This is a genomic window from Pseudomonas sp. TWR3-1-1 (assembly GCF_049896545.1).
In the GTDB taxonomy this organism is placed as follows: domain Bacteria; phylum Pseudomonadota; class Gammaproteobacteria; order Pseudomonadales; family Pseudomonadaceae; genus Aquipseudomonas; species Aquipseudomonas weihenstephanensis.
Genome location: NZ_JAFCUO010000003.1, coordinates 105244 through 129266 on the forward strand (window position 1 = coordinate 105244; position 24023 = coordinate 129266).

24 protein-coding genes and 1 tRNA gene are annotated in these 24023 nt (G+C 56.4%); 4 read left to right on the forward strand and 21 right to left on the reverse strand.

The window, feature by feature from the left end; translation table 11 throughout:
* The first annotated feature begins 34 nt into the window (after positions 1-34).
* Positions 35-898 carry a universal stress protein gene (locus tag ACP7A4_RS09095; RefSeq protein ID WP_426246484.1) on the forward strand — a complete coding sequence of 288 codons (864 nt, stop codon included), beginning with the start codon at positions 35-37 and terminating at the stop codon, positions 896-898.
* Positions 899-905: 7 nt separating this feature from the next.
* Here the strand turns inward: ACP7A4_RS09095 and ACP7A4_RS09100 are convergent, their stop codons facing one another.
* Positions 906-1376: a DUF1289 domain-containing protein gene (locus ACP7A4_RS09100; RefSeq protein ID WP_426246486.1), complete on the reverse strand. Its 471-nt coding sequence runs from the start codon at positions 1374-1376 to the stop codon at positions 906-908.
* Positions 1377-1782: 406 nt separating this feature from the next.
* Between ACP7A4_RS09100 and acnB the strand changes: the two genes are divergently transcribed.
* On the forward strand, positions 1783-4383 hold the full coding sequence (acnB, locus tag ACP7A4_RS09105; protein ID WP_059763143.1) for a bifunctional aconitate hydratase 2/2-methylisocitrate dehydratase: 2601 nt from the start codon (positions 1783-1785) through the stop codon (positions 4381-4383).
* 72 nt (positions 4384-4455) lie between these two features.
* Here the strand turns inward: acnB and ACP7A4_RS09110 are convergent, their stop codons facing one another.
* On the reverse strand, positions 4456-5526 hold the full coding sequence (locus tag ACP7A4_RS09110) for an AI-2E family transporter (protein ID WP_426246488.1): 1071 nt from the start codon (positions 5524-5526) through the stop codon (positions 4456-4458).
* Between the two features lie 32 nt (positions 5527-5558).
* The gene (locus ACP7A4_RS09115) at positions 5559-5798 is read right to left on the reverse strand and encodes a sulfurtransferase TusA family protein (protein WP_048363580.1); all 240 of its coding nucleotides are present in this window, start codon (positions 5796-5798) and stop codon (positions 5559-5561) included.
* Between the two features lie 125 nt (positions 5799-5923).
* On the opposite strand from ACP7A4_RS09115, the gene ACP7A4_RS09120 reads away from it, so the two are divergent.
* Entirely contained in the window at positions 5924-7354 is a 1431-nt protein-coding gene (locus ACP7A4_RS09120) for a M48 family metalloprotease (RefSeq protein ID WP_426246490.1), read from the forward strand.
* A gap of 51 nt (positions 7355-7405) precedes the next feature.
* Here the strand turns inward: ACP7A4_RS09120 and nadA are convergent, their stop codons facing one another.
* On the reverse strand, positions 7406-8464 hold the full coding sequence (gene nadA / locus ACP7A4_RS09125) for a quinolinate synthase NadA (protein ID WP_048363578.1): 1059 nt from the start codon (positions 8462-8464) through the stop codon (positions 7406-7408).
* 237 nt (positions 8465-8701) lie between these two features.
* Positions 8702-9388 carry a type 1 glutamine amidotransferase domain-containing protein gene (locus ACP7A4_RS09130; protein ID WP_203303304.1) on the reverse strand — a complete coding sequence of 229 codons (687 nt, stop codon included), beginning with the start codon at positions 9386-9388 and terminating at the stop codon, positions 8702-8704.
* Between the two features lie 264 nt (positions 9389-9652).
* Between ACP7A4_RS09130 and ACP7A4_RS09135 the strand changes: the two genes are divergently transcribed.
* Complete coding sequence (locus ACP7A4_RS09135) at positions 9653-10177, forward strand: cupin domain-containing protein (protein ID WP_059763147.1); 525 nt, start codon at positions 9653-9655, stop codon at positions 10175-10177.
* 54 nt (positions 10178-10231) lie between these two features.
* On the opposite strand, the gene ACP7A4_RS09140 is transcribed toward ACP7A4_RS09135, so the two are convergent.
* From ACP7A4_RS09140 to aspS, 16 genes are all read right to left on the reverse strand, one after another.
* On the reverse strand, positions 10232-11464 hold the full coding sequence (locus ACP7A4_RS09140) for a CyaA/EF/ExoY family adenylyl cyclase toxin (protein WP_238938441.1): 1233 nt from the start codon (positions 11462-11464) through the stop codon (positions 10232-10234).
* 202 nt (positions 11465-11666) lie between these two features.
* Positions 11667-11742 (reverse strand) — tRNA-Lys (locus ACP7A4_RS09145).
* Positions 11743-11816: 74 nt separating this feature from the next.
* Positions 11817-12509 (reverse strand): 7-cyano-7-deazaguanine synthase QueC, encoded by a 693-nt coding sequence (queC, locus tag ACP7A4_RS09150; protein ID WP_048363701.1) that lies wholly within the window; start codon positions 12507-12509, stop codon positions 11817-11819.
* A 1-nt stretch (position 12510) separates the two neighbouring features.
* On the reverse strand, positions 12511-13158 hold the full coding sequence (gene queE, locus ACP7A4_RS09155) for a 7-carboxy-7-deazaguanine synthase QueE (RefSeq protein ID WP_059763149.1): 648 nt from the start codon (positions 13156-13158) through the stop codon (positions 12511-12513).
* Between the two features lie 162 nt (positions 13159-13320).
* The gene (ybgF, locus tag ACP7A4_RS09160; RefSeq protein ID WP_426246494.1) at positions 13321-14142 is read right to left on the reverse strand and encodes a tol-pal system protein YbgF; all 822 of its coding nucleotides are present in this window, start codon (positions 14140-14142) and stop codon (positions 13321-13323) included.
* Between the two features lie 6 nt (positions 14143-14148).
* Positions 14149-14649, reverse strand: a complete 501-nt coding sequence (gene pal, locus ACP7A4_RS09165; RefSeq protein ID WP_003441254.1) for a peptidoglycan-associated lipoprotein Pal — start codon at positions 14647-14649, stop codon at positions 14149-14151.
* A 55-nt stretch (positions 14650-14704) separates the two neighbouring features.
* Positions 14705-15955, reverse strand: a complete 1251-nt coding sequence (tolB, locus tag ACP7A4_RS09170; protein WP_238938449.1) for a Tol-Pal system beta propeller repeat protein TolB — start codon at positions 15953-15955, stop codon at positions 14705-14707.
* A 47-nt stretch (positions 15956-16002) separates the two neighbouring features.
* Entirely contained in the window at positions 16003-17097 is a 1095-nt protein-coding gene (gene tolA / locus ACP7A4_RS09175; protein ID WP_426246496.1) for a cell envelope integrity protein TolA, read from the reverse strand.
* Positions 17097-17549 carry a protein TolR gene (gene tolR, locus ACP7A4_RS09180; RefSeq protein ID WP_162207799.1) on the reverse strand — a complete coding sequence of 151 codons (453 nt, stop codon included), beginning with the start codon at positions 17547-17549 and terminating at the stop codon, positions 17097-17099. Before tolR ends, tolA begins: the two co-directional genes overlap by 1 nt.
* A gap of 23 nt (positions 17550-17572) precedes the next feature.
* Positions 17573-18268 (reverse strand): protein TolQ, encoded by a 696-nt coding sequence (gene tolQ / locus ACP7A4_RS09185; RefSeq protein ID WP_048363571.1) that lies wholly within the window; start codon positions 18266-18268, stop codon positions 17573-17575.
* A complete protein-coding gene (gene ybgC, locus ACP7A4_RS09190; protein WP_048399790.1) occupies positions 18258-18725 on the reverse strand; it encodes a tol-pal system-associated acyl-CoA thioesterase in 468 nt (155 codons plus the stop codon). Before ybgC ends, tolQ begins: the two co-directional genes overlap by 11 nt.
* 137 nt (positions 18726-18862) lie before the next feature.
* Positions 18863-19921 (reverse strand): Holliday junction branch migration DNA helicase RuvB, encoded by a 1059-nt coding sequence (gene ruvB / locus ACP7A4_RS09195; protein ID WP_048399792.1) that lies wholly within the window; start codon positions 19919-19921, stop codon positions 18863-18865.
* Positions 19922-20530, reverse strand: a complete 609-nt coding sequence (gene ruvA, locus ACP7A4_RS09200) for a Holliday junction branch migration protein RuvA (RefSeq protein WP_019823258.1) — start codon at positions 20528-20530, stop codon at positions 19922-19924.
* Positions 20531-20639: 109 nt separating this feature from the next.
* On the reverse strand, positions 20640-21164 hold the full coding sequence (gene ruvC, locus ACP7A4_RS09205) for a crossover junction endodeoxyribonuclease RuvC (RefSeq protein ID WP_048363568.1): 525 nt from the start codon (positions 21162-21164) through the stop codon (positions 20640-20642).
* 127 nt (positions 21165-21291) lie between these two features.
* Positions 21292-22038, reverse strand: coding sequence for a YebC/PmpR family DNA-binding transcriptional regulator (locus tag ACP7A4_RS09210; RefSeq protein WP_059763150.1), 747 nt, complete (start codon positions 22036-22038; stop codon positions 21292-21294).
* Between the two features lie 122 nt (positions 22039-22160).
* On the reverse strand, positions 22161-23936 hold the full coding sequence (gene aspS / locus ACP7A4_RS09215) for an aspartate--tRNA ligase (RefSeq protein ID WP_048363566.1): 1776 nt from the start codon (positions 23934-23936) through the stop codon (positions 22161-22163).
* Positions 23937-24023 lie beyond the last annotated feature (87 nt).

The following is a 24023-nucleotide window of genomic DNA, read 5'->3' on the forward strand; positions in this document are numbered from 1 at the left end:
AGTGGTTGCACTTATCTTTCAAGGAGCTTCGGCCATGCAAACAATCAACAAGCTGCTGGTGGTCATCGAACCTGAGTTAATGGAAAGCCTTGCACTGAAACGCGCCAAACAGATCGCTCAAAAGACCGGGGCAGCCCTGCATCTGTTGATTTGCGACAAAGAGAACAAACACAGCTCATTGCTCAGCGTGGTTGAGGCCGCGTTAAAAACTGAAGCCTTTACCGTCACCAGCGAGCGCGCCTGGCATGAGAGCAAACACCAGACCATCATCCGTATACAGCAAGACAATAATTGCGGCCTGGTGATCAAACAGCACCTTCCCGACAACCCCTTGAAAAAGCTGTTGCTCACGCCAGAAGACTGGAAGTTGCTGCGTTATTGCCCATCTCCCGTGTTACTGGCCAAAAAGGCGCAGGCCTGGGAAGGCGGGGTCGTATTGGCGGCCGTGGACGTAGGCAACGACGATGCCGATCACATGGAGCTGCACAAAAGCATTGTTGACCACGGTTTCCAGATCGCCAATCTGGTCAAAGGCAACCTTCACGTGATCAGCGCTTTTCCGGCGCCGATGCTGGCAGCCGTCGAAGCCGCGTACCCGATTGAAACGGAATACGAAACGATTTACCGCAAGGCCTGCGAGGGCTTCCAGGCGCAATACGACATCGAAAGCAGCCGTCTGCACGTCGAAGAAGGCCCGGCCGATGTGATTATCCCGCGGGTCGCCAAACAACTGGACGCCGCCGTAACCGTGATGGGCACTGTGGCGCGGACCGGTTTTTCAGGTGCCTTGATCGGTAACACCGCAGAAGTGGTCATCGACACACTGGAAAGCGACATTTTGGTGCTCAAGCCTCAAGAAATGACCCGTCATCTGGAGAAACTGGCGTCCAAACGCTGATTGTCGGTTAGCGGCCCAGCGCATCCTTCAGAAAACTGGGGGCGAAGTAACGCTGATAATGAGCTTCGGACAGCAGGAAGAATTCCCGATCAATGGCATCACGCAGCTCGGGCAAGCTCCAGTCGCGAAACTCCGGCAACAGCACCATGCCATAGGCTTGCAGCTGATTGATGACCCGCGCCCCGCGGGCAATCAGCTGATAAGCCCAGCAATATTCAGACTGATGCGGCGCAAAGCGGATTTGGCGCGCCAGCATCTGAGCCCGCAGCGCGTGCGCGTCAAACACCTCGACCTTGCCCGCCATCACCTGCACCAACAATTGCTCAAGCCTTAGCCAGACAGCCTGCTTTTCAGCGTCGTTGTAACCGTTCCAGTGGATCACTTCATGATGGAAACGCTTGCAACCACGGCACACCAGGTCGCCGTAAACCGTTGAGCACAGGCCGATACAAGGGGTCTTGATGGTTTGATTGGGCATAGCGAAATAGAGCACTGCAGAGCGAAACAGGCGCCCATGTTAGCCCTTTGTCTAACGCAGATCACCCCTCAACCTTCAGGGGCTAACTTACCTTTGGCGCATTTTTGCCGTAGAATCGGCCTGCCTTTTAAGGCGCCAATGTCCGTTAGAAGCTGTTTTCAAAGCGTCACGAGCACAGTTGATCCTGAAGAACGGTGTGGGTGATGGGTAATTGCCATGCAACTGCCCGCACCCACCAGCACCACCCCCACCGTTCCTAGGGCGTAAAACTTTGAAAACAGCTTCTGTTGGGAATCTCTGCAACTCTGGCTAAGCGGCCCAAAAAGCCCCGCAGCGCATGAGTGCCTGGCATTCCTGGATGAGCGTCCCGGACACCCATTTGGGACCAATGATGAGGGTAATAACTGTGCTTGAAGCCTACCGCAAACATATCGAAGAGCGCGCAGCACTGGGTATCGTTCCCCAGCCGCTTAACGCCGAACAAACCGCAGGCCTGGTTGAGCTGCTGAAAAACCCGCCAGCTGGCGAAGAAGAATTCCTCGTAGACCTGATCACCAACCGCATTCCACCGGGTGTTGACGAAGCCGCCTACGTAAAAGCCGGCTTCTTGGCCGCGATCGCCAAGGGCGAAGCGTCCTCCCCACTAATCAGCAAAAAGCGCGCTGTTGAACTGCTTGGCACCATGCAAGGCGGCTACAACATCGTGACGCTGGTTGACCTGCTGGACGACGCTGAGCTGGCACCGGTTGCCGCTGCGCAGCTCAAGCACACCCTGCTGATGTTTGACGCCTTCCACGACGTCGCTGAAAAAGCCAAAAACGGCAATGCCCACGCTAAAGCAGTGGTGCAATCCTGGGCTGACGGCGAGTGGTTCAAGAACCGTCCAACCCTGGCTGACAAAATCAGCCTGCGCGTGTTCAAGGTGACTGGCGAGACCAACACCGACGACCTGTCGCCTGCTCCGGACGCCTGGTCGCGCCCAGACATCCCGCTGCACGCCCTGGCCATGTTGAAAATGGCTCGTGAAGGCATCGTGCCGGACGTTCAAGGCTCCATCGGTCCGATGAAGCAAATCGAAGAAATGCGCAATGCCGGCTTCCCGATTGCCTACGTCGGTGACGTAGTCGGTACCGGTTCGTCGCGTAAATCGGCCACCAACTCGGTGCTGTGGTTCTTCGGTGACGACGTTCCTTATGTACCGAACAAGCGTGCGGGCGGCTTCTGCTTCGGCAGCAAAATCGCTCCAATCTTCTACAACACCATGGAAGATGCGGGCGCACTGCCCATCGAATTCGATGTATCGAACATCAACATGGGCGACGTGATCGACCTGTACCCGCACGCAGGCAAAGTTTGCAAGCACGGTACCGATGAAGTCATCACCACCTTCGAAATGAAGACCCCGGTGCTGTTGGACGAAGTACGCGCTGGCGGCCGGATCCCGCTGATCATCGGCCGCGGCTTGACCGAAAAGGCACGCGCCGAATTGGGTCTGGGCCCTACCGACCTGTTCAAAAAGCCGGAAGCACCCATTGAAAGCACCAAGGGCTTCACCCTGGCGCAAAAAATGGTTGGCAAGGCCTGCGGCGTGACCGGCGTTCGCCCGGGCACTTACTGCGAACCGAAAATGACCACCGTGGGTTCTCAGGACACCACCGGTCCCATGACCCGTGACGAACTGAAAGACCTGGCGTGCCTGGGCTTCTCCGCAGATCTGGTGATGCAGTCGTTCTGCCACACCGCGGCGTATCCAAAGCCGATCGACGTGACCACCCACCACACCCTGCCTGACTTCATCATGACCCGCGGCGGCGTTTCTCTGCGTCCGGGCGACGGCATCATCCACAGCTGGTTGAACCGTATGCTGCTGCCGGACACCGTCGGCACCGGTGGCGACTCCCACACTCGCTTCCCGATGGGCATTTCGTTCCCGGCAGGTTCGGGTCTGGTTGCATTCGCCGCTGCCACTGGCGTTATGCCACTGGACATGCCGGAATCGATCCTGGTGCGTTTCAAAGGCGAAATGCAGCCTGGCATCACCCTGCGCGACCTGGTTCACGCCATTCCTTACGTGGCCATCCAGAAAGGTCTGCTGACCGTCGAGAAGAAAGGCAAGATCAACGAATTCTCGGGTCGCATCCTGGAAATCGAAGGTCTGGACAACCTGAGCATCGAGCAAGCGTTCGAACTGTCCGACGCCTCGGCAGAACGTTCGGCGGCTGGCTGCACCATCAAGCTGTCCAAAGAGTCGATCACTGAATACCTGAACTCCAACATCACCCTGCTGCGCTGGATGATCGGTGAAGGTTACGGCGACGCACGTACCCTTGAACGTCGCGCTCAAGCGATGGAAGCCTGGGTAGCCGACCCACAACTGATGGAAGCCGATGCGGACGCCGAATACGCTGAAATCATCGAAATCGATCTGGCCGACATCAATGAGCCTGTGCTCTGCGCGCCAAACGACCCGGATGACGCCCGTCTGCTGTCCAGCGTTGCTGGCGAGAAGATCGACGAAGTGTTCATCGGTTCGTGCATGACCAACATCGGCCACTTCCGCGCGGCGGGCAAGTTGCTGGACAAGGTCAAAGGTCAGCTGCCAACCCGTCTGTGGCTGTCGCCGCCGACCAAAATGGACGCTCACCAACTGACCGAAGAAGGCTACTACGGCATCTACGGCAAAGCTGGCGCGCGCATGGAAATGCCGGGCTGCTCGCTGTGCATGGGTAACCAGGCACGTGTAGAGCCAAACTCGACCGTTGTATCGACCTCGACCCGTAACTTCCCCAACCGTCTGGGCGACGGTGCGAACGTTTACCTGGCTTCGGCCGAGTTGGCGTCGGTGGCTTCGATCTTGGGTCGCCTGCCTACCGTTGAGGAATACATGGCCTACGCGGCAGAGATCAACACCATGGCGGCGGACGTGTATCGCTACCTGAGCTTTGATCAGATCGCCGAATTCCGTGAAGCGGCAGCCAATGCCAACATCCCGGTTATTCAAGCGTAAGCTGATGCTGTAACGAAAAAGCCCCGACTCGTGAGAGCCGGGGCTTTTTCTTGCCTGCTAGAAAGCGGCGAACTACAACAGCGGCGCCACCACTTGCTGCTTGCGCGGCCAGGCGTCCAGCACCGCCTTGAACAACGTTGCCAGAGGGATGGCAAAAAATACGCCCCAGAAGCCCCACAGGCCGCCAAACAAAAGCACCGCGCAAATGATGGCCACCGGGTGCAGGCTCACCGCCTCGGAGAACAACAGCGGCACCAACACATTACCGTCCAGCGTCTGGATGATCCCGTAGACCGCCATCAAGTAGATGAACTGGTCACTCCAACCCCACTGAAACAGGGCAATCAGGCACACCGGCACAGTCACTACCACGGCTCCCACATAGGGGACCACCACCGAAACGCCCACCAGCAGCGCCAGCAACGCCGCGTAATTGAGGTCCATGACCACAAACGCAATGTAGGTCACGCCACCGCAAATAAAGATCTCGATCACCTTGCCGCGAATGTAATTGGCAATCTGGCGGTTCATATCGTGCGCCACACGGGTGATCAACGCCCGTTCACGCGGTAAATAGCCGCGCACCCAGCGACCGATCATGGCCCGGTCCTTGAGAAAGAAGAACACCAGAATCGGCACCAACACCAGGTAGATCATCATATTGACCAGCAGTGGCAGACTGGACAGCGAAAAGGTCAATGCCAATTGCCCGAACTTGCCGATTTCGCCGCGAGCCACTTCAATGGCTTGCAGCACCTGTTCATCCGACACCAAATGCGGATACCGCTCTGGCAACAGCAGCAACAATGACTGCCACTTCGCGAGCATGCCCGGCAACTCATTGAACAGAGTGATCAGTTGATGCCACAGCAGAGGCACCACCACCACGATAAACACCAGCAGCAGCCCCATGAATAATGCGAACACCAAGCCGACCGCCGCAGCACCCGGCACGTGCATACGCTCCAGGGATACCACCAGGCCCTGCATCAGATACGCCAACACCATACCCGCCAGCACGGGGGCCAGCATGCCGCCCAAGGTCAGTACGGCCGTAAAGGCCAATACCAACAACACGGCCAGCACCACGGCTTCCTCATCGGAGAAATAGCGCTGAACCCAATCACGCAACACTTTGAACATCACTATTCCTTGAAAGAAGGCAACACCAAGGCTCAGGCCTTGCGCAACCAGTAACGATAGACGCCTGCCGCATCCTCTTCGCGCAACATGGCATGCCCCGCCAAGCGCGCGAACGTACGGAAATCACGTTGCGATCCCGCATCCGTAGCAATGACTTTGAGCACCGCGCCACTGGCCAGACGATTGAGTTCCAACTTGGCCTTGAGCAGCGGTAACGGGCAATTCATACCGCTGGTGTCGAGTTCCACATCATGCTGCGGCACTTCAGTCATTTATTGCTCCTCAGGCGACCATTGCGCGATTTTTTAGCCGGCTAGAATACCCCAAGCCGAGCCACCTCTGGTCGCCAGCCAAGTGTGCAGCTACAGTAAGCGCTTTACTGACTAGAGCTTAGTGCATGACTTTTCTGCGCCCGACCCTGTTGACGCTCGCTTGCCTGCTCGCATCACCGAGTTTCGCCGACGATTTGCCGTCTCTGGGCGACGCCAGTTCGTCCATCGTATCGCCGCAGCAGGAGTATCAGCTGGGTCGTGCCTGGCTGAGCATGCTACGTGGTCAGGTCTCGCAGCTTAACGATCCACAACTCAAAGACTACGTTGAAACCAGTGTTTACAAGTTGGTAGAGACAAGCCAGGTCCAGGATCGGCGCCTGGAATTCATTCTGATCAACAGCCCGCAGCTCAACGCCTTTGCCGCGCCTGGCGGGATTATCGGGGTCAACGGCGGGCTGTTTCTCAACGCGCAGACTGAAGGCGAATACGCCTCGGTACTGGCCCACGAATTGGCTCACTTGTCGCAACGTCACTTCGCACGCGGCGTAGAAGCCCAGCAACGCATGCAAATGCCGATGATGGCCGCCTTACTCGCCGGGATTATCGTTGCCGCCGCAGGCGCTGGTGACGCAGGGATCGCCGCCATTGCTGGCACCCAGGCCGCCGCCATGCAAGAGCAGCGACGCTTTTCGCGGCAGAACGAACAAGAAGCAGACCGTATCGGCATTCTTAATCTGGAGAAAGCAGGCTACGACCCACGCTCCATGCCGACCATGTTTGAACGCCTGATGCGCCAATACCGTTTTGACGGACGTCCACCTGAGTTTTTGCTCACTCACCCGGTGACAGAATCGCGCATCGCCGACACCCGCAACCGCGCCGAGCAAGCCAAACTCGGCGGCACCGAAGACAGTCTGCGCTATCAACTGATCCGTGCCCGCGTCCAGCTCAACTACGAAGAAACCCCCGGCCTGGCCGCCAAGCGTTTTCGCGTCTTGCTCGATGAAAACCCGAAAAACGATGTCGCCCGCTATGGGTTGGCGATCGCCCAAATCAAAGGCAGCCAACTCAACGAAGCCTGTGAAAATCTAAAAGTACTGCTGGAAAAGTCGCCCAACGACATCACGTATAACCTGGCGCAAATTGAACTCGACATGGCCAGCAACCGGTTAGCCGAAGCCCAACAGCGTGTCGACCGGATGCGCACGCTGTATCCGGGTAACTATCCGCTCAATCAGGCGCGCGTCGACCTGCTGCTCAAGCAAAACCGCCCGGGCGAGGCTGACAAAGCACTCGAAGCACTGCTCAAAAGTCGCCCCGACGACCCGGACGTGTGGTACTCGGTAGCAGAAACCCGGGGGCTGTCGGGCAACATCATCGGCTTGCACCAGGCGCGTGCTGAATACTTCGCATTGGTGGGGGATTATCGGCAGGCACTGCAACAGCTGGAGTTCGCAAAAAAACTCACCAACAACTTCCAGCTGTCATCGCGCATTGATGCCCGTCAACGCGATTTGCTCGATCAAGAAAGAGCCATCAAGGAAATGATGAACTGACAACGCCCGCCCCTCCCCACTGCGGGTGAGGGCAAGCTGTCATCGGGCCTGTCAGGCATTACCCGCCAGTTTCAAACGCGCTGCCTGGGTGAAGTCCAGCATACGTTTGAGCGGGCGAACGGCGTGGGGCACCAGCGCCGGATCAACAAAGATCTCGTTGGTGCCCTTTTGCAGGCACTCCAACGTACGCTCTAGCGTATTCATGGCCATCCACGGGCAATGCGCGCAACTGCGACACGCAGCGCCGTTGCCAGCCGTAGGGGCTTCGATGAAGACCTTGTCGGGGCACAACTGCTGCATTTTGTAAAAAATGCCGCGATCGGTGGCCACGATAAACGTCTTGTTGGGCAGGTTCTGCGCCGCCGCGATCAATTGGCTGGTCGAGCCAACAGCGTCTGCCAGGTCGATGACCGACTCAGGCGACTCCGGGTGAACCAGAATGGCCGCATCCGGGTACAACGCTTTCATGTCTTCAAGCTGCTTGGACTTGAACTCTTCATGGACAATGCACGCACCGTCCCACAGCAACATATCGGCACCCGTCTGACGCTGGATGTAGCGCCCCAAGTGTTTGTCCGGCCCCCAGATAATCGTCTCGCCGTTATCCATCAGGCTTTCGACGATTTCCAGCGCACAGCTTGAGGTGACGACCCAATCCGCGCGCGCCTTAACGGCGGCCGACGTGTTGGCATACACCACCACCGTGCGCTCAGGGTGCTTGTCGCAAAACGCTGAAAAAGCCTCCACCGGGCAGCCTAAGTCCAGCGAGCAGGTCGCTTCGAGCGTGGGCATTAGCACGCGCTTTTCAGGGGTGAGAATTTTTGCGGTTTCACCCATAAAGCGCACACCGGCGACCAGCACGGTTTTAGCCGGATGTGCAGCGCCGAATCGAGCCATTTCAAGGGAGTCGGAAACGCAGCCACCCGTCTCTTCTGCCAGCGCCTGAATCACAGGGTCGCAATAGAAATGGGCAACCAGCACCGCATCTTGAGCCTTGAGTTCGGCAGCAATTGCTGCACGCAACGTCGCTTCTTCAGCCTGGGTCAAGGCTTTGGGTTGCTTGGCGTCAAGGTGGGCTTGAATCAGAAAACGTTCAGAGATGTGCGTCATGTTCGCAAGACCTGCAAGCGCTTATGCGCGAAAGTCGAGTGTACCACCGGCTCCGGACCGTCAAGTCCCGCCGGGAGAATGTGTGTTATCAGGCACGGGCAAGCTATTCAGCGCGCCAAGGCTACAGAATATGCTTGAGATTCAAAAGTTTAATGTTTCAGGCAGGACGCCAGAAAGCGATTTCATGGATTACCAACCCCGCAGCCTGCCAGTGACGGGCTGCGGGCATCCCCTCTTTTATTTCAGCGCTTCAAGCACCAAATCAGCAACCGGCCCGCCTGATGCCGGGTTTTGACCGGTAATCAACCGCCCGTCGGCAATTGCATAGGCCGCCCACGGTTCGCTGGCTTTCTCGTACAGCGCACCGCGCTTCACCAACTCAGTCTCGGTCAGGTACGGCACGAACTCGGCCAACCCCGCCAACTGCTCTTCCTCATTGGAAAAACCAGTCACCTTTTTACCCTTGATTAGCAGCTCGCCGTCGGACAGCAGGATGTTAAGCAGCCCTACCGCTCCATGACACACCGAAGACACAACGCCACCCGCCTCATAAATCTCACGACTGATGGTTTGCAGGGCGACGTTGTCCGGAAAATCCCAAATCACCCCGTGACCACCCGCGTAATAAATAGCCGCGTAGTCCTCAGGCTTGATGTCTTCTGGCTTGAGCGTCGCCCCCAACCGATTCATGAACGCTTTGTCGTGATACCACTGCCAGTCGATATCGGCTGCCATGTCCTTGGCCAAACTGTGCGGGTCAATAGGGGTGTAACCGCCCTGCGGGCTGACGTAATCCACCGTGTAGCCCGCCGCCTCAACCTTGTGTACGAAATGCACTGCCTCGCCCAACCACAATCCCGTTGCGCGCGGCAGATTCGGGTATTTCTCGACACTGGTCAGTACCACCAAAATCTTCTTGCTCATCGTAAACCTCCTGTTGATGTCGGATGTGTTCCAAGCCCTAGCCGAACGCTATTGCTTTGGCTACACACAGTCACAAATGGTTCAGCCCGGGATTGGGCTGTGAGCATAGACCACCTCACACCGGGGTCGTGTCCGGCTTGACCGTCAGGGCAGAGCCCCCGCGAGAATGAAATATTTGTTAGTTGTCCAGTGCCACAGCCGCGCAGACCATAACCCCCAGACACCGACCGTCACATGACGCACGCTCAAGGGGAAACCTGTTCCATGCAGCAAAAAAAAGGCTCAACACAGCACCACGTCATACAGTCCCTGCGCAACCTGGGCGCACACACCGCCTGCGCCTGCGCATTCACCCTTGTCACCTTGAGTGGCGCTTACGCGGCTACACCCGCGACTGACAGCATCAAAGCGTACAAATTGTGTACAGGTGCGGACAACGCCTCACACGTATTAGAAGGAACGATTGATCCGAGTACGCGCAACGACGTGACGGCCATTCATTTCAAGTCGACGGCCGCCCATGCCTCTTATGGCTGGCACAACGACCCTGAGCCGCAGTACGTGATGACCTTGTCAGGCACGCTGGCCTTCGCCACCCGCGGCGGCGAAACATTCACGCTGCATCCCGGTGAGGTGCTGGTGGCCGAAGACAACACAGGCACCGGACATCGCTGGCACATGGTCGACGATCAGCCCTGGCGGCGCGGGTATGTAGTCTTGAAGCAGGGGGCACCCGATTCATTTATCCCCAATGACCCCGTTGCGGCGAAAGCGTGCAAGCCCCTGTAGTTTCTCCACCCTGAACCCGGCAGATGGGCCGTGCAGTAGATGTACACGGACCTGTTATCCAGAGCGATTAAGTACTCGCTGAGCGTTTACGAAATCAGCGCGCCTGATACTGGTCACATCCGCCTCCCATAACGGATTTAACGGCACGTGATATCCGCTGTTTTTCGCTTGCTGAATAAGCTCGGCCATCTGCTGACGGTCCTCAATCACACACATTTCGTCAAACCCCTCAAGCTTGACGGGCAAGAAGAACGTGGCCGGATAGTTGGCAGCGGCCTCACTCGCCGGACTACCGGAGTCTGCGTTGTGATGAACCACGCGCTCCCCCGTACCAACCAAAGCCGCGTTGATCACAGGAATCATCTCAGCGATACGGCGCGTGGCATTACCGATCTCAGAACATTCCTTGCGATAAAAATTGCTGGCACTTGCATAAGCCTGACGCAGTTCGGGCGCCAGATTTTTAGGGCGTGAATCGGTTGTGCGATCGATGTATCCATCAATGCGAGCCCTGAACAGACCGTGCGCTATATCCTGAACCGGCAGGTTATCTTGCGTCCCAAGATCGCTTAAATGAGGCCCGACCAGATGCAAGTCATAGTCAGCCGTCAGCGCCTTGCCCCCGGCTGTTTTTGCCAGTACTTCCAGCGGTTTTCCTTGCTGGCTGATCTGATATAAACCCTGCGCTGCGTCCACTGCCGGTGCGGCTTCGAACAGGTAACGCTCACCACTGGGCGCTTTTGCGCTAAACCTGATGCAACCCTCGGCATTCGCAGCCTGCATGTCGGTAATCAGATCACCGGCCAACAACGTGTGCAGGCGCTCTCTGGAAACCACCAGTGGGATGGCAACGGCGTGACCGTTTTCTATGCATTCACGCGTCTGCCCGTTGAATTTTTCAATACGCGCAGGGTCCGACGCCCGACACCCTTCTAGCTTGCTGAACGCTTGATCGACACAGATCATCCCGGCCTGAGGCCCCCAATTGGCGCTCTTGCCTTTGATGTGGAAATCTTTGGTGGGGTGCCCCTCCTCGATCAGCCCTGTCGCCACGGCTTCAACCGGGCGAATGCCAATAATGCAGTTGTGCTCTTTCGCAACGCTCTGCAAGGGCACCAAGTGACTGGCCACAATGCCAGTACGATGCTGAACTTTTTCCAGGAGCAACAACATCCGCGCGGCATCAGATTCAGGTCTGGCGGTGCAGACTTCTTGCTCTTTTAACCGGCTCAGCGATTGAAGGCTGGAGCCACAGGGCCGAATAGCACTTAGCGAGGAGATACTCATTCCTGACTCCGGATAATGAACGTATACACACGTTAGTACCCCCAAAGCGCACAACGGCTCCCGGCGATCTCCCCCCAATTGAATCAGCCCGTATCAAACGTGACGCACGCGACAACCCGCCATGCCGCGATCACGCCAAATCGCGGGCACAAAAAAGCCGGTTAATCCTTAGGATTAGACCGGCTGTTTTGGTGTAGCGATATGGTGGGTCGTGTGGGATTCGAACCTACGACCAATTGGTTAAAAGCCAACTGCTCTACCAACTGAGCTAACGACCCGCTTCGTTGTGGGACGTATAATACTGATTTTTAACGAGAATTCAACACCCGATTAAAAATAAATACCAAATAAATCAAAAATAGCGGGTTGGGTCTTTAATTCCGGCCGCTGCAAAGCCTTCTGCGCGCAAGCGGCAGCTGTCACATTTACCGCATGCACGCCCCTGACCATCAGCCTGGTAGCAAGAAACCGTCAACGAGTAATCGACGCCCAGCTTTACTCCGGCCTGTACGATTTGTGCCTTACTCATATTTTGCAGAGGCGCTTGAATCTTGAAGCCCTGCCCCTCCACACCAGCCTTAGTCGCCAGGTTGGCCATCACTTCGAAGGCCTCAACAAACTCAGGTCGGCAATCCGGGTAGCCCGAATAATCCACCGCATTGACGCCGATGAAGATGTCGCGTGCGCTCAGCACTTCTGCCCAGCCCAGCGCCAATGACAGGAATACCGTGTTTCGCGCCGGCACATAAGTCACCGGAATGCCTTCGCTTGGCGCCTCAGGCACATCGATAGAGCTGTCCGTCAGCGCTGAACCGCCAATACCGTCCAGGCTCAGGCCGATGACCTTGTGCTCAATGGCTCCCAAGTCGCGCGCAACCCGAGCGGCAGCGTCCAGTTCAGCACGATGGCGCTGCCCGTAATCAAAGCTCATGGTGTAGCAGCTATACCCTTCGGCACGCGCCATCGCTACGACGGTTGCAGAATCAAGACCGCCCGACAGCAGGATTACCGCTCTTTTTTCAGTGGCTAACGATTGTTCAGTCATTTCAGCGCCCCGGCTCATCATTCCATAGATATTTGTGCAACTGCATCTGCAAGCGCACAGGCAAGTTATCCGCCACGATCCAATCAGCCAGATCGCGCGCAGGCAAATCGTGGTGGCTCGGGGAGAACAACACCTCACCGGCACGCCGCTCCAAACCGTACTCAATCAACTTGGAGACCGCCCAGTCGTAGTCGTCGCGCGAACAGATCACAAATTTGACCTGATCATTACGCGTCAACAGGGCGATATTGTCATAGAGATTGCGATGGGACTCTTTAGAGTCCGGGGTTTTCAAGTCGAGGACGCGACTGACACGCGGATCGACAGCTGATATGTCCAGCGCACCACTGGTTTCGATAGAGACCTCGTAGCCAGCATCACAAAGCTGCTTGAGAAGTGGAATCGCGTTGGGTTGAGCCAACGGCTCACCACCGGTCACGCAAACGTAACGCGCACGAAAACCAGCGACTTGCTCAAGGATGCTGTCGAGGGAGCGCACAGTGCCACCACTGAAGGCATAAGCGCTGTCGCAGTAGCCGCATCGCAAAGGGCAGCCAGTGAGACGTACAAAAACGGTGGGCAAGCCAGCCGTTCGCGTTTCACCCTGTAACGAGTAAAAAACTTCGGTAATTCTTAATGTGTCTTGCATATCCGCCACGGGCGTAACAGCTAAACAGGCTGTCCGCCTCCGTCAGGCACTCCAAAGAATCTGCCTGCGCAGGACTCAGAAGAGCGTATTTCATAAAAGGGCGTGGATTCTAACGAAAAAACCCGCGACAGGCGCGGGTTTCTCGATGAAAGCTTGGTGGACTCACATACGCTGCAAATCGCGTTGTGCCAACTGCGCAGCGGATGTGCCCGGATACTGGGCCACCACTTGCTGCAAAATGCCTTTGACTTTGTCGGTATGCCCCAAGCGGCGCTCTACATCAGCCAGCTTGTACAACGAGTCCGGCACTTTGCCATGCTTTGGATACAACTGACTGACTTTGGCAAACGCCTGAGCGGCAGCTTGCAAATCGCCCTTGGCCAAGTTCACTTCACCCAACCAGTACTGAGCATTGCCCGCGTATTGGCTGTTTGGGTATTTGCGCAGAAAAGCAGTAAATGCCTGACTGGCTTTATCGAAGTCCTTGGCCTTGATCAAATCGAAAGCCGCATCGTAATAGAGCTTTTCTTTCGCCGGATCAGCAGGTTCAGTACTTGCAGCCACCTGAGGTGCAGGCGCTGCGGTATTGCCGGCGGCATTGGTTGCGCCACCAGCAGAAGAATTATCAGGCGTGGCAGCAGGAGCAATGCCAGCACCAATACGCCGATCAAGTTCCTGATATCGCTCCAGGCTTTCTTGCTTCATGCGCGATACATCATTTTGCAGAACCTCAATCACACCTTGCTGGCGTGCTATCTGTTCCTGCATTTGTTGCAACTGGTTGAACAGCTCGCCCTGTGCCGAGACAGGGGCCGAAACCCCTCCCCCGGCATAGGCGCCGCTCGCACCGTAACCCGTTGACGGATAACTCCCCCCGCTATTGTTATAGCCAGAATTGTCATCGACCACAGGAACCGCAGCCCAGGCCGCAAGCGGCATGAGGCTGAGAGTCAGAATAGTTACAGCGCGGCGGCACGTTCGCATGACGAATTACTTACGCAGTTCGACGCGACGGTTTTGAGCCCACGACTGTTCGTCGTTGCCAGTAGCGATTGGACGCTCTTTACCGTAGGACACCAGCTCCAGCTGTGCTGGGGAAACACCTTGCAGTACCAGGTAGCGTTGAACGGCTTTCGCACGACGCTCGCCCAGAGCCATGTTGTACTCACGAGTACCACGGGCGTCAGTGTTACCTTCCAGAACAACGCGAGCGCCGTTAGCTTTCAGGTCTTTTGCGTGAACGTCCAGAGCGCGCATTGCTTCTGGTTTCAGGTCCGAACTGTCGTATTCGAAGTAGAAAACAGTGATCGCGCGCAGAGCAGCTTCTTCACTCAGGGAGCCATCAACAGCGCCTGTGTTTGCGCCGTAACCAGCGTTTGGATCAACAGCAGCGCCTTCACCGGCATTGTCGCCGCCTTTGGACGAGCAACCTACAGCTACAGCCATGGCCAGTGCCAGCGCAGCAAATTTACCAAACTTCAGCATTTCCATCGTAAAACTCCTAATGAACCCCAAGTGTTAAGTGCAACGTAAAGCTATCACCACGTCAGTTCAGGTAAGGGGACCAGGAAGGTTCTCTGACTTCGCCTTGAGCGGTAGGAAGAGGGAGCCTTACGCGTCCGTTAATGGACACGAGCATCAAGACTCCCCGGCCCTGCTGGCGGGTGGCGTAGATTACCATGGTGCCGTTGGGTGCAACAGTAGCTGACTCATCAAGGTTGGTATCTGTAAGGATTTTTACACTTCCGCGCTGCAAATCTTGCGCTGCAACTCGGAAATTAGTGAATCCGTCCTGACGATGAATCATTACCAGGGTCTTTTCATCAGCCGAAAGCTTCGGACTGGCGTTGTAGTTCCCGATAAATGTCACACGCTCTGCATTACCGCTACCGACTGTGGTTTTGTAGATTTGCGGTTTACCGCCACGGTCAGAGGTGAAGTAGATGGTAGACCCATCCTTACCCCAGAACGGTTCGGTATCGATAGCAGGGCTGTTAGTCACACGCGTCAGTTGGCGGGAAGCCAGGTCCATCACGTAGATTTCAGCGTTGCCATCTTTGGACAACACAAACGCCAGCTTCGAACCGTCCGGCGACCATGCAGGCGCACCATTCAAGCCTTCAAAGTTGGTAATTTGCTCACGACGACCGGTATCAATGTTCTGCATAAAGATACGCGGGCGTTTCTGTTCGAACGATACATAAGCAATACGCTTGCCGTCCGGCGCAAAACGTGGCGACAGGATAGGTTCACGCGATTGCAACAACGTCACCGCGCGAGCGCCGTCGTAGTCGGAGCGCTGCAAGGTGTAACGGGTATTGGTGGCACTGGCACGCTCAGCGGTCACATAAAGCAGACGCGTCGAGAATGCACCTTTAATACCAGTCAGTTTTTCAAACGACTGATCGGAGATGTAGTGCGCCATGTCACGCAACTGTTCGGCGGTGCCCGAAACGCTGCCCGTCAACACTGGCTGCTCGGTAGCCACGTTGAACAAGGCATATTGCACCTGCAGGCGCCCGCCCGCCGGGACAATGTTACCGACCATAACGTACTGGGCACCCAGCGCTTTCCAGTCACGGAAAATGACTTCGCTGGCCTGGGCGGGCAAGCTGATCATGTTCTGCTTTGGAATCGGCGCGTAATAACCCGAGTTGCGCAGGTCGTTGCCGATAATTTCAGCCATGTCATCCGGCAGAACAGCCCCGCCCTGCCAACCAAACGGAACCACCGCAATCGGGGTTGCCCGGTCGCTACCACTGGTGACCAGAATGTTCTTCTCTTCAGCCATCGCCATCCCTGCAAAGCAGCAGACGACGACTAGCAGTCCTCGAAAAAAGTTAATCACAAGGCTAGATCCTCAGGTGTGAATGTCATCTTGAATGATCGATAAGGATTAAATTCGCTGGGCTTCAAACCCTGCATCTCCGTTAAACGGCCAATGTTCTTGACCGCCGCCACAGCAGAGCTGTCGAAAGGCCCGTCACCACTGGATTTGGCAACCGTCACTGACGTTACCGTGCCATCTGGCAACATGCCGATTTGCAGAACCACTGTCATGTTCTTGCGAGCCGATGGTGGGCGCGCCCAACCCTCTGCTGCCCGGGCACGAATCAGGTCATCAAAACTACCGGCGACCTCATCGCCCTGCTCCTCTGCCAAGGCTTGTTGACGTTGCGGCGTGTCGGAAAGCAAATCTGCCAAGGCTTGCGCCTTTTTCTCTTCGGTCGATTTACGCGCGGCTTCTACTGCCTTTTTCTTGGCAGCATCAGCTGACGCCTTTTTCTTCGCATCTTCGGCGGCTTTCTTTTTCGCCTCGTCTGCTACGGCCTTTTTCTTGGCATCTTCAGCCGCTTTCTTCTTCGCATCTTCGACAATCTTTTTCTTGGCGTCTTCGGCGGCCTTTTTCTTCGCCTCTTCTTCAGCGGCTTTTTTGGCCTCTTCCTCAGATTTCTTCTTGGCTATATCAGCCAGTTTTTTCTCTTCAGCCTTTTTAGCGTCGGTGGCCTTTTTAGCATCGTCAGCTTTTTTGGCTTCATCGGCCTTCTTAGCTTCATCGGCCTTTTTGGCTTCACTCGCCTTGGCTTCGTCCGCCTTCTTGGCCTCAGCTGCTTTTTCGGCAGCCTCTTCTTTCTTTTGTTCCGTCGCTTTTACCGCCTCTTGCTCAACCTTTTTCTGCTCCATCTGCTCAGCTTCGGTCTGACGCGCGGCAGATTTCTTGGCCTCACCCGCAATCTTTTGATTGGTCTGGGTGGTTGCCTGACTCTTGGACTTCAGTTGATACAAGGTCGCTTGAACAATCGGCTTGGACGGTGGCAACTCCGGTGTCATGGCAAAACTGGCGAAGAGCATGCCAAAAATCAGGACGTGCAGTGCCACCGCCCACACTGTAGGCCAAAAAAAGTTTTCAGAGGCGGACGGCTCCCGCTGTTCGCGCATCAGGGAGCCTCGGTTATCAAGCCAACGTTACCGACCCCGGCTTTCTGCAAGCCGCCCATGGCACCCATCACCGCGCCATAGTCCACGGTCTTGTCACCCCGAATGAAGACTTGAGTATGCTTTCCGCCTTCGTTACCGGCGCGGATGATTTTAGTCACCGCATCCGTCATCTGCGGCAAGGTCATGGCCTTGTCCATCTGCTTTTCGGTATCAACTTCGCTGCCAAGGTTCCAGAAATAGGTCTTGTCAGCCTTGATCGAAATAGTCAAAACCTGAGTGTTGTTGTCTTGCGGCAAGGCCTCGCTGGAGACCTTGGGCAAATCCACTTTCACACCCTGGTTAAGCATGGGCGCAGTCACCATGAAAATGACCAGCAGTACCAGCATCACGTCGATGTATGGCACAACGTTCATCTCGGCGACCGGCTTGCGCTTTTTGCGAGCTCGAGCGATTAAAGCCATTGGGAATTACCTGCTTATTCTTCGCTGGTGTGCACTTTACGGTGCAGGATCGCCTGGAATTCATCGGCGAAGGTGTAGTAGCGACCGATCAGGGTTTCGCTACGCGCAGCAAAACGGTTGTAGGCAATAACTGCCGGAATGGCCGCGAACAAACCAATGGCCGTTGCAATCAACGCTTCGGCAATGCCGGGCGCTACGGTGGCCAGCGTCGCTTGCTGAGCCGTGGCCAGTCCACGGAAAGAGTTCATGATGCCCCAAACCGTACCAAACAGACCGATGTACGGGCTTACCGAACCGACAGTGGCCAGAAACGGCAAGCTTTGTTCCAACTTCTCTTCTTCACGGGAGATCGCCACGCGCATGGCACGCGCAACACCTTCCATGACCGCTTCGGGGTCAACGCCCGGCTGTTGGCGCAGGCGAGAAAACTCTTTGAAACCGGCACGAAAGATCTGCTCAACGCCGGAGTCCGGGTCAGGGTTGCTGCCGGCCTGACGGTACAGTTTTGACAAGTCGATACCCGACCAGAAGCGCTCTTCAAAGCTTTCAAGAGCACGCCGACCTGCGCGCAGCATCGTGCTGCGCTGAAAAATCATGACCCAAGAGGTCACCGATGCGGCCAGCAGGGTCAACATTACCAACTGCACAACAATGCTGGCATTGCTGACCAAGCTCCACATGGAGGAATGGTCGACGACGTTAGCTTCCACGCTTTATCTCCTGCTCTAAATGTTTACCCGCGCCGCTCACGTCGGCAAAGGCCGTACGTAAAGCTTCGGGAATGGCCCGGGGTTTAAAACTATCGGCGCGCACGCAGGCGACCAAAAACTGCCCTTCACAGAGTAGCGTTGAGTCCGCAGCCCGCCAGACCTGCTGCTTGAAACGCAGGCTGGCACGGTTGAGTTCCATTACGTGCGCACTTACCAACAATTCGTCGTCCAGTCGCGCCGGTGCGTAGTAACGCGCCTCGCTGGAATGCACGACGAACAACAGGTTCTCACCCGCCAGCGCAGATTGGGCAAAGCCCAGTTCCCGCAGCCTTTCGGTTCGAGCCCGCTCCATAAACTTAAGGTAATTGACGTAATACACGACGCCACCCGCATCGGTGTCTTCGTAATAAACGCGACAGCGATGTGCGAACGGCTCCAGCCTGTTTTGCGCGCGCATACTCTAGTGCTTACTCCTCAGGTTGCCAATCCGCCAAACCACTGTTTTTCACTCTTCTTAGACTTTAAGACCCAAGATTTTCAGCGCCAGCCTTTGAGACATCAAAAACGACAAAAAAATCGACCCGTGATGGCTAATTAATCGTCCACTGCATTCAAAAATACGTCCTCGGTCGGCATCTCACCCAAGCGCGATGGAATGTTCAGACCGAAGTGCAAATACGCATGCCGGGTCACGACGCGACCGCGCGGCGTACGCATGATGTAGCCCTGCTGAATCAGATACGGTTCAAGCACATCTTCAATGGTATGGCGCTCCTCGCTGATCGCCGCCGCCAAGCTGTCGATCCCCACCGGCCCTCCATCGAATTTCTCGATCATGGTCAGCAACAAACGTCTGTCCTGATGATCGAAGCCATGCTCATCCACATCCAGCAGGTTTAACGCCAGGTCAGCCACAGGCTTGGTGATATGCCCTTTGGCCCGCACTTCAGCAAAGTCGCGAACACGACGCAACAAACGGTTGGCGATTCGCGGTGTACCGCGCGCACGCCGGGCAATCTCATATGCCCCCTCAGGGTCAAGCGGCAAACCGAAAATACCGGCAGAGCGACTGACAATCGTCGCCAGGTCATCGGTACTGTAAAACTCCAGACGCTGCACAATGCCGAAGCGGTCACGCAGAGGATTGGTCAGCATGCCAGCGCGGGTCGTCGCCCCAACCAGCGTAAACGGCGGCAAATCCAGCTTGATCGAACGCGCAGCGGGCCCTTCGCCAATCATGATATCGAGCTGGAAGTCCTCCATTGCCGGGTACAGCACTTCTTCGACGATGGGTGAAAGGCGATGGATCTCATCAATAAACAGTACGTCATGCGGCTCAAGGTTGGTCAGCAAAGCCGCCAAATCGCCCGGACGCTCCAGCACAGGGCCGGAGGTACTTTTGATCGAGACACCCATTTCCTGAGCAATGATGTTAGCCAGCGTGGTTTTACCCAACCCGGGCGGACCGAAAATCAAGGTGTGATCCAGTGACTCAGAACGCCCGCGCGCGGCCTGAATAAACAGCTCCATTTGCTCACGCACCGTCGGCTGACCAATGTAGTCAGCCAGGCTCAATGGACGAATCGCCCGGTCCTGGACCTCTTCGCGGTCGCGCCCGCTGGAGGCGGTTATCAAACGGTCAGCTTCAATCACTTAAATCATTCCCTTAAGGGCACGGCGAATCATGTCTTCACTGCTCAAGGTCTTGTCCTTGATCGCTGACACGGCCTTGCTCGCTTCCTGAGGCTTGTACCCCAAAGAAATCAAAGCACTGACCGCGTCGCTTTCAGCACTGGCAACTTGCACAGGTGCATCCGGCTGATTAGGCACCAGGGCAAACATGCTCGGCACTTGCTCCCACGCCTTGAATCGATCTTTGAGCTCGACCAACAAGCGCTCAGCTGTTTTTTTGCCGACGCCCGGCACCTTGGTCAGCGCTGAGGTGTCCTGCGCCTGAACGCAGCGCACCAGCTCATCGACTTCCAGGCTGGACATCAAGGCCAAGGCCAGCTTGGGGCCAACGCCATTGAGCCGGATCAGCTCGCGAAAGAAGTCACGCTCTCGCTTACCAATGAAACCATAGAGCAACTGTGCATCTTCGCGAACCACTAAATGCGTGTGCAGGGTCAGCGGCTCACCAATGGATGGCAAGCGGTACAGCGTGGTCATTGGCACTTCCAACTCATAACCCAAGCCGTTGACATCCAGAATCAGATGGGGCGGCTGTTTTTCAGCCAGAGTGCCACGCAAGCGTCCAATCACGTTTTAGATCCTTTTCTCTGGCCAGAACAACGCCTGGCTCACAAGACAGCAACGAGGGGTAACTGCGGGAGCGATCACCCGCACGCTTAATAAAGTAAAAGCCATCATTTCAAAGGCGCAGACGACCACCACGGCTACGTGCCGCACCCAAGCCGTGGGGCAACAGGCTTGAGCGGGTATGGGCATGGCACAACGCAATCGCCAGCGCATCCGAAGCGTCAATCTGCGGCTTGGAGGTGAGCTTGAGCAAATGCATGACCATCATCATGACCTGCTCTTTGTTCGCCCCACCCGTGCCCGCGACCGCCTGTTTGATTTGCGTGGCGGTGTACTCGGCAATTTCCAGGCTTTCTTCACCACCTGCAACAATGGCCGCCCCCCGTGCCTGCCCCAGCTTTAGCGCGGAATCAGCGTTGCGCCCCATGAACACCTTCTCGATGCCCATGGTAACCGGCCCGTACGTCTGAATGACCTCGCGCACACCGCGATACACGATCTGCAACCGCTCATGCATTTCGCCGTTACCCGTACGAATACACCCCGAAGCCACGTACACGCAGCCACGCCCCGTGTCTCGCACCACGCCATAGCCAGTGATTCGCGAGCCAGGATCAATACCAAGAATAAGAGTCATAACGCCTACAGCTTTTGAAGTGATGCCCTCGGGCATTAACCCGGACAGCTTAAAGGCAGAAGCCGGAGGTGCACAGCCTGCGATCATCGCGGCGTTGCACCTCCGGCTTCCAAGGTCGCAGCAGGTATCAGGCTAGCTGTTCCAGCACCGCTTCGGGTATTTCGGCATTGGAATAGACGTTTTGCACGTCATCCAGGTCTTCAAGCATATCGATCAGCTTGAGCACTTTTTCAGCCCCTTCCAGATCAAGCTCGGCACTGGTGGTGGGTAGCATGACAATTTCAGCATCGACCGGTTTGAACCCTGCCGCTTCCAAAGCATTGCGCACCGCATAAAAGCTGGAGAACGAGGTAAAGACATCGATGGAACCGTCTTCATTGGTTACGACATCATCGGCATCTGCCTCCATCGCCGCTTCCATCAACGCATCTTCGTCAATACCGGCAGCGTAGGAAATCTGACCTTTACGCTCGAACAGGTAGGCCACCGAGCCATCGGTCCCCAGATTGCCACCGCACTTGCTGAACGCATGACGCACAGCTGCGGCCGTGCGGTTACGGTTGTCCGTCATGCATTCGACCATGACCGCCACACCGCCCGGGCCGTAGCCTTCGTAAGTCAGCTCGACCATGTCGTCGGTTTCAGCTGCGCCTGTACCGCGCGACACCGCCCGATCAATGATGTCGCGGCTCATGTTGGCGCCCAGCGCCTTGTCCAGCGCCAGCCGCAGACGAGGGTTGGTGCCCGGATCGCCACCACCCTGACGGGCAGCAACCGTCAGCTCACGAATCCACTTGGTGAAGATCTTGCCTTTTTTGGCATCCTGACGCTCTTTGCGGTGCTTGATGTTCGCCCACTTAGAATGACCTGCCATAACCTACTCCGAATCCTTGTGTGAAACCTTGCCCGGCCCTGCCCGTGAACACAGCCCGGCAATAAAAATGCTCGACCCCAACGACGAAGGCGCATCCGGGGATGCGCCTTTGTGGGCCAGTTTTACTCAGCCTTAGGCTGTTCACGCAAACGAATGTGCAGCTCACGCAGCGCCTTGGCATCGACCAAGCCAGGGGCTTGGGTCATGACACACGCAGCACTCTGGGTTTTCGGGAACGCAATCACTTCACGAATCGATTGAGCGCCTGTCATCAGCATCACCAAGCGATCCAGACCGAAAGCCAGGCCACCGTGAGGCGGTGCTCCGTACTTCAGAGCATCCAGCAGGAAGCCGAATTTCTCTTCTTGCTCTGCCTCTTCGATACCCAGCAAGCGGAATACAGCCTGCTGCATTTCTTTGCGGTGGATACGGATCGAGCCGCCACCCAACTCAGTGCCGTTCAGCACCATGTCATAGGCACGCGAAATAGCGGTAGCCGGGTTGGCTTCCAGCTCTTCTGGCGAGCACTTCGGCGCTGTGAACGGGTGGTGCAAGGCGCTGAAGCTGCCGTCTTCGTTCTCTTCGAACATCGGGAAGTCAACGACCCACATCGGTGCCCACTCGCACGTCAGCAAGTTCAGGTCATTACCGACCTTGATGCGCAGCGCACCCAAGGCTTCGCTAACGATCTTGGCTTTGTCGGCGCCGAAGAAGACGATGTCACCATCGACTGCACCTACGCGGTCCAGAATCACATTGAGGTTAGCCTCAGGAATGTTTTTCACGATCGGCGATTGCAGACCCTCAACACCTTTGGCGCGCTCATTGACCTTGATGTACGCCAGGCCACGGGCACCGTAGATGCCGACAAACTTGGTGTAGTCGTCGATCTTGCTGCGTGGCATGCTCGCGCCGCCAGGAACGCGCAGGGCGGCGACACGGCTTTTCGGGTCATTGGCAGGGCCGCTGAACACTTTGAATTCAACGTCTTTGAGCTGGTCGGCAACGTCGACCAGTTCCAGCGGGTTACGCAGGTCTGGTTTGTCGGAACCGTAGCGGCGCATGGCTTCTTCGAAAGTCATGTGCGGGAACTCGCCGAACTCCAGATCCAGCACTTCCTTGAACAGGTTGCGGATCATGCCTTCGGTCAGGCCCATGATGTCTTTTTCATCAAGGAAGCTGGTTTCGATATCGATCTGAGTGAACTCAGGCTGACGGTCAGCACGCAGGTCTTCATCGCGGAAACATTTGGCGATCTGGTAGTAACGGTCAAAACCGGCAACCATCAGCAGTTGCTTGAACAGCTGTGGCGATTGCGGCAGGGCAAAGAAGCTGCCCGCATGGGTACGGCTTGGCACCAGATAGTCACGAGCACCTTCAGGGGTCGCACGGGTGAGAATCGGCGTTTCAACGTCCAGGAAACCGTTTTCATCCAGGTAACGGCGAATGCTGGTGGTCATGCGCGAACGCAGACGCAGCTTTTCGAGCATTTCAGGACGGCGAAGATCGATGAAGCGATAACGCAAACGCGTTTCTTCGCCTACATCCGAGAATTCATTGAGCGGAAACGGCGGGGTTTCAGCTTCGTTCAGTACTTCCAGCTCATAGCCCAGCACTTCGATCATGCCCGACGCCATGTTGGTGTTGCCTGCACCCGCCGGACGCAAGCGCACCTTGCCGGTAATCTTGACGACGTACTCACTGCGCACGCGGTCGGCGGCAGCGAAGGACTCAGCGCGGTCCGGATCGAAAACCACTTGGGCCAGACCGTCACGATCACGGATATCGAGGAAAATCACCCCACCGTGGTCACGGCGACGGTGAACCCATCCGCAAAGGGTAATTTCCTGGCCTTCCAGGCTTTCGTTCAGTTGGCCGCAATAATGGCTGCGCATCATGGTAGTGGTTTCACTTCTCGTAATTCGAAATTCGGTGGAGGTCTTGCGCACCGTCGGTGCTGATAAAGTGCAAGAGCCCGCTCATAT

Excerpts from the sequence above, each read along its gene's own strand:
- ACP7A4_RS09095 (WP_426246484.1), top strand. The coding sequence starts at position 35 with ATGCAAACAATCAACAAGCTGCTGGTGGTCATCGAACCTGAGTTAATG.
- ACP7A4_RS09100 (WP_426246486.1), bottom strand. The coding sequence starts at position 1,376 with ATGCCCAATCAAACCATCAAGACCCCTTGTATCGGCCTGTGCTCAACG.
- ACP7A4_RS09110 (WP_426246488.1), bottom strand. The coding sequence starts at position 5,526 with ATGTTCAAAGTGTTGCGTGATTGGGTTCAGCGCTATTTCTCCGATGAG.
- ACP7A4_RS09115 (WP_048363580.1), bottom strand. The coding sequence starts at position 5,798 with ATGACTGAAGTGCCGCAGCATGATGTGGAACTCGACACCAGCGGTATG.
- ACP7A4_RS09120 (WP_426246490.1), top strand. The coding sequence starts at position 5,924 with ATGACTTTTCTGCGCCCGACCCTGTTGACGCTCGCTTGCCTGCTCGCA.
- nadA (WP_048363578.1), bottom strand. The coding sequence starts at position 8,464 with ATGACGCACATCTCTGAACGTTTTCTGATTCAAGCCCACCTTGACGCC.
- ACP7A4_RS09130 (WP_203303304.1), bottom strand. The coding sequence starts at position 9,388 with ATGAGCAAGAAGATTTTGGTGGTACTGACCAGTGTCGAGAAATACCCG.
- ACP7A4_RS09135 (WP_059763147.1), top strand. The coding sequence starts at position 9,653 with ATGCAGCAAAAAAAAGGCTCAACACAGCACCACGTCATACAGTCCCTG.
- ACP7A4_RS09140 (WP_238938441.1), bottom strand. The coding sequence starts at position 11,464 with ATGAGTATCTCCTCGCTAAGTGCTATTCGGCCCTGTGGCTCCAGCCTT.
- queC (WP_048363701.1), bottom strand. The coding sequence starts at position 12,509 with ATGACTGAACAATCGTTAGCCACTGAAAAAAGAGCGGTAATCCTGCTG.
- queE (WP_059763149.1), bottom strand. The coding sequence starts at position 13,158 with ATGCAAGACACATTAAGAATTACCGAAGTTTTTTACTCGTTACAGGGT.
- ybgF (WP_426246494.1), bottom strand. The coding sequence starts at position 14,142 with ATGCGAACGTGCCGCCGCGCTGTAACTATTCTGACTCTCAGCCTCATG.
- pal (WP_003441254.1), bottom strand. The coding sequence starts at position 14,649 with ATGGAAATGCTGAAGTTTGGTAAATTTGCTGCGCTGGCACTGGCCATG.
- tolB (WP_238938449.1), bottom strand. The coding sequence starts at position 15,955 with ATGGCGATGGCTGAAGAGAAGAACATTCTGGTCACCAGTGGTAGCGAC.
- tolA (WP_426246496.1), bottom strand. The coding sequence starts at position 17,097 with ATGCGCGAACAGCGGGAGCCGTCCGCCTCTGAAAACTTTTTTTGGCCT.
- ybgC (WP_048399790.1), bottom strand. The coding sequence starts at position 18,725 with ATGCGCGCGCAAAACAGGCTGGAGCCGTTCGCACATCGCTGTCGCGTT.
- ruvC (WP_048363568.1), bottom strand. The coding sequence starts at position 21,164 with ATGACTCTTATTCTTGGTATTGATCCTGGCTCGCGAATCACTGGCTAT.
- ACP7A4_RS09210 (WP_059763150.1), bottom strand. The coding sequence starts at position 22,038 with ATGGCAGGTCATTCTAAGTGGGCGAACATCAAGCACCGCAAAGAGCGT.
- aspS (WP_048363566.1), bottom strand. The coding sequence starts at position 23,936 with ATGATGCGCAGCCATTATTGCGGCCAACTGAACGAAAGCCTGGAAGGC.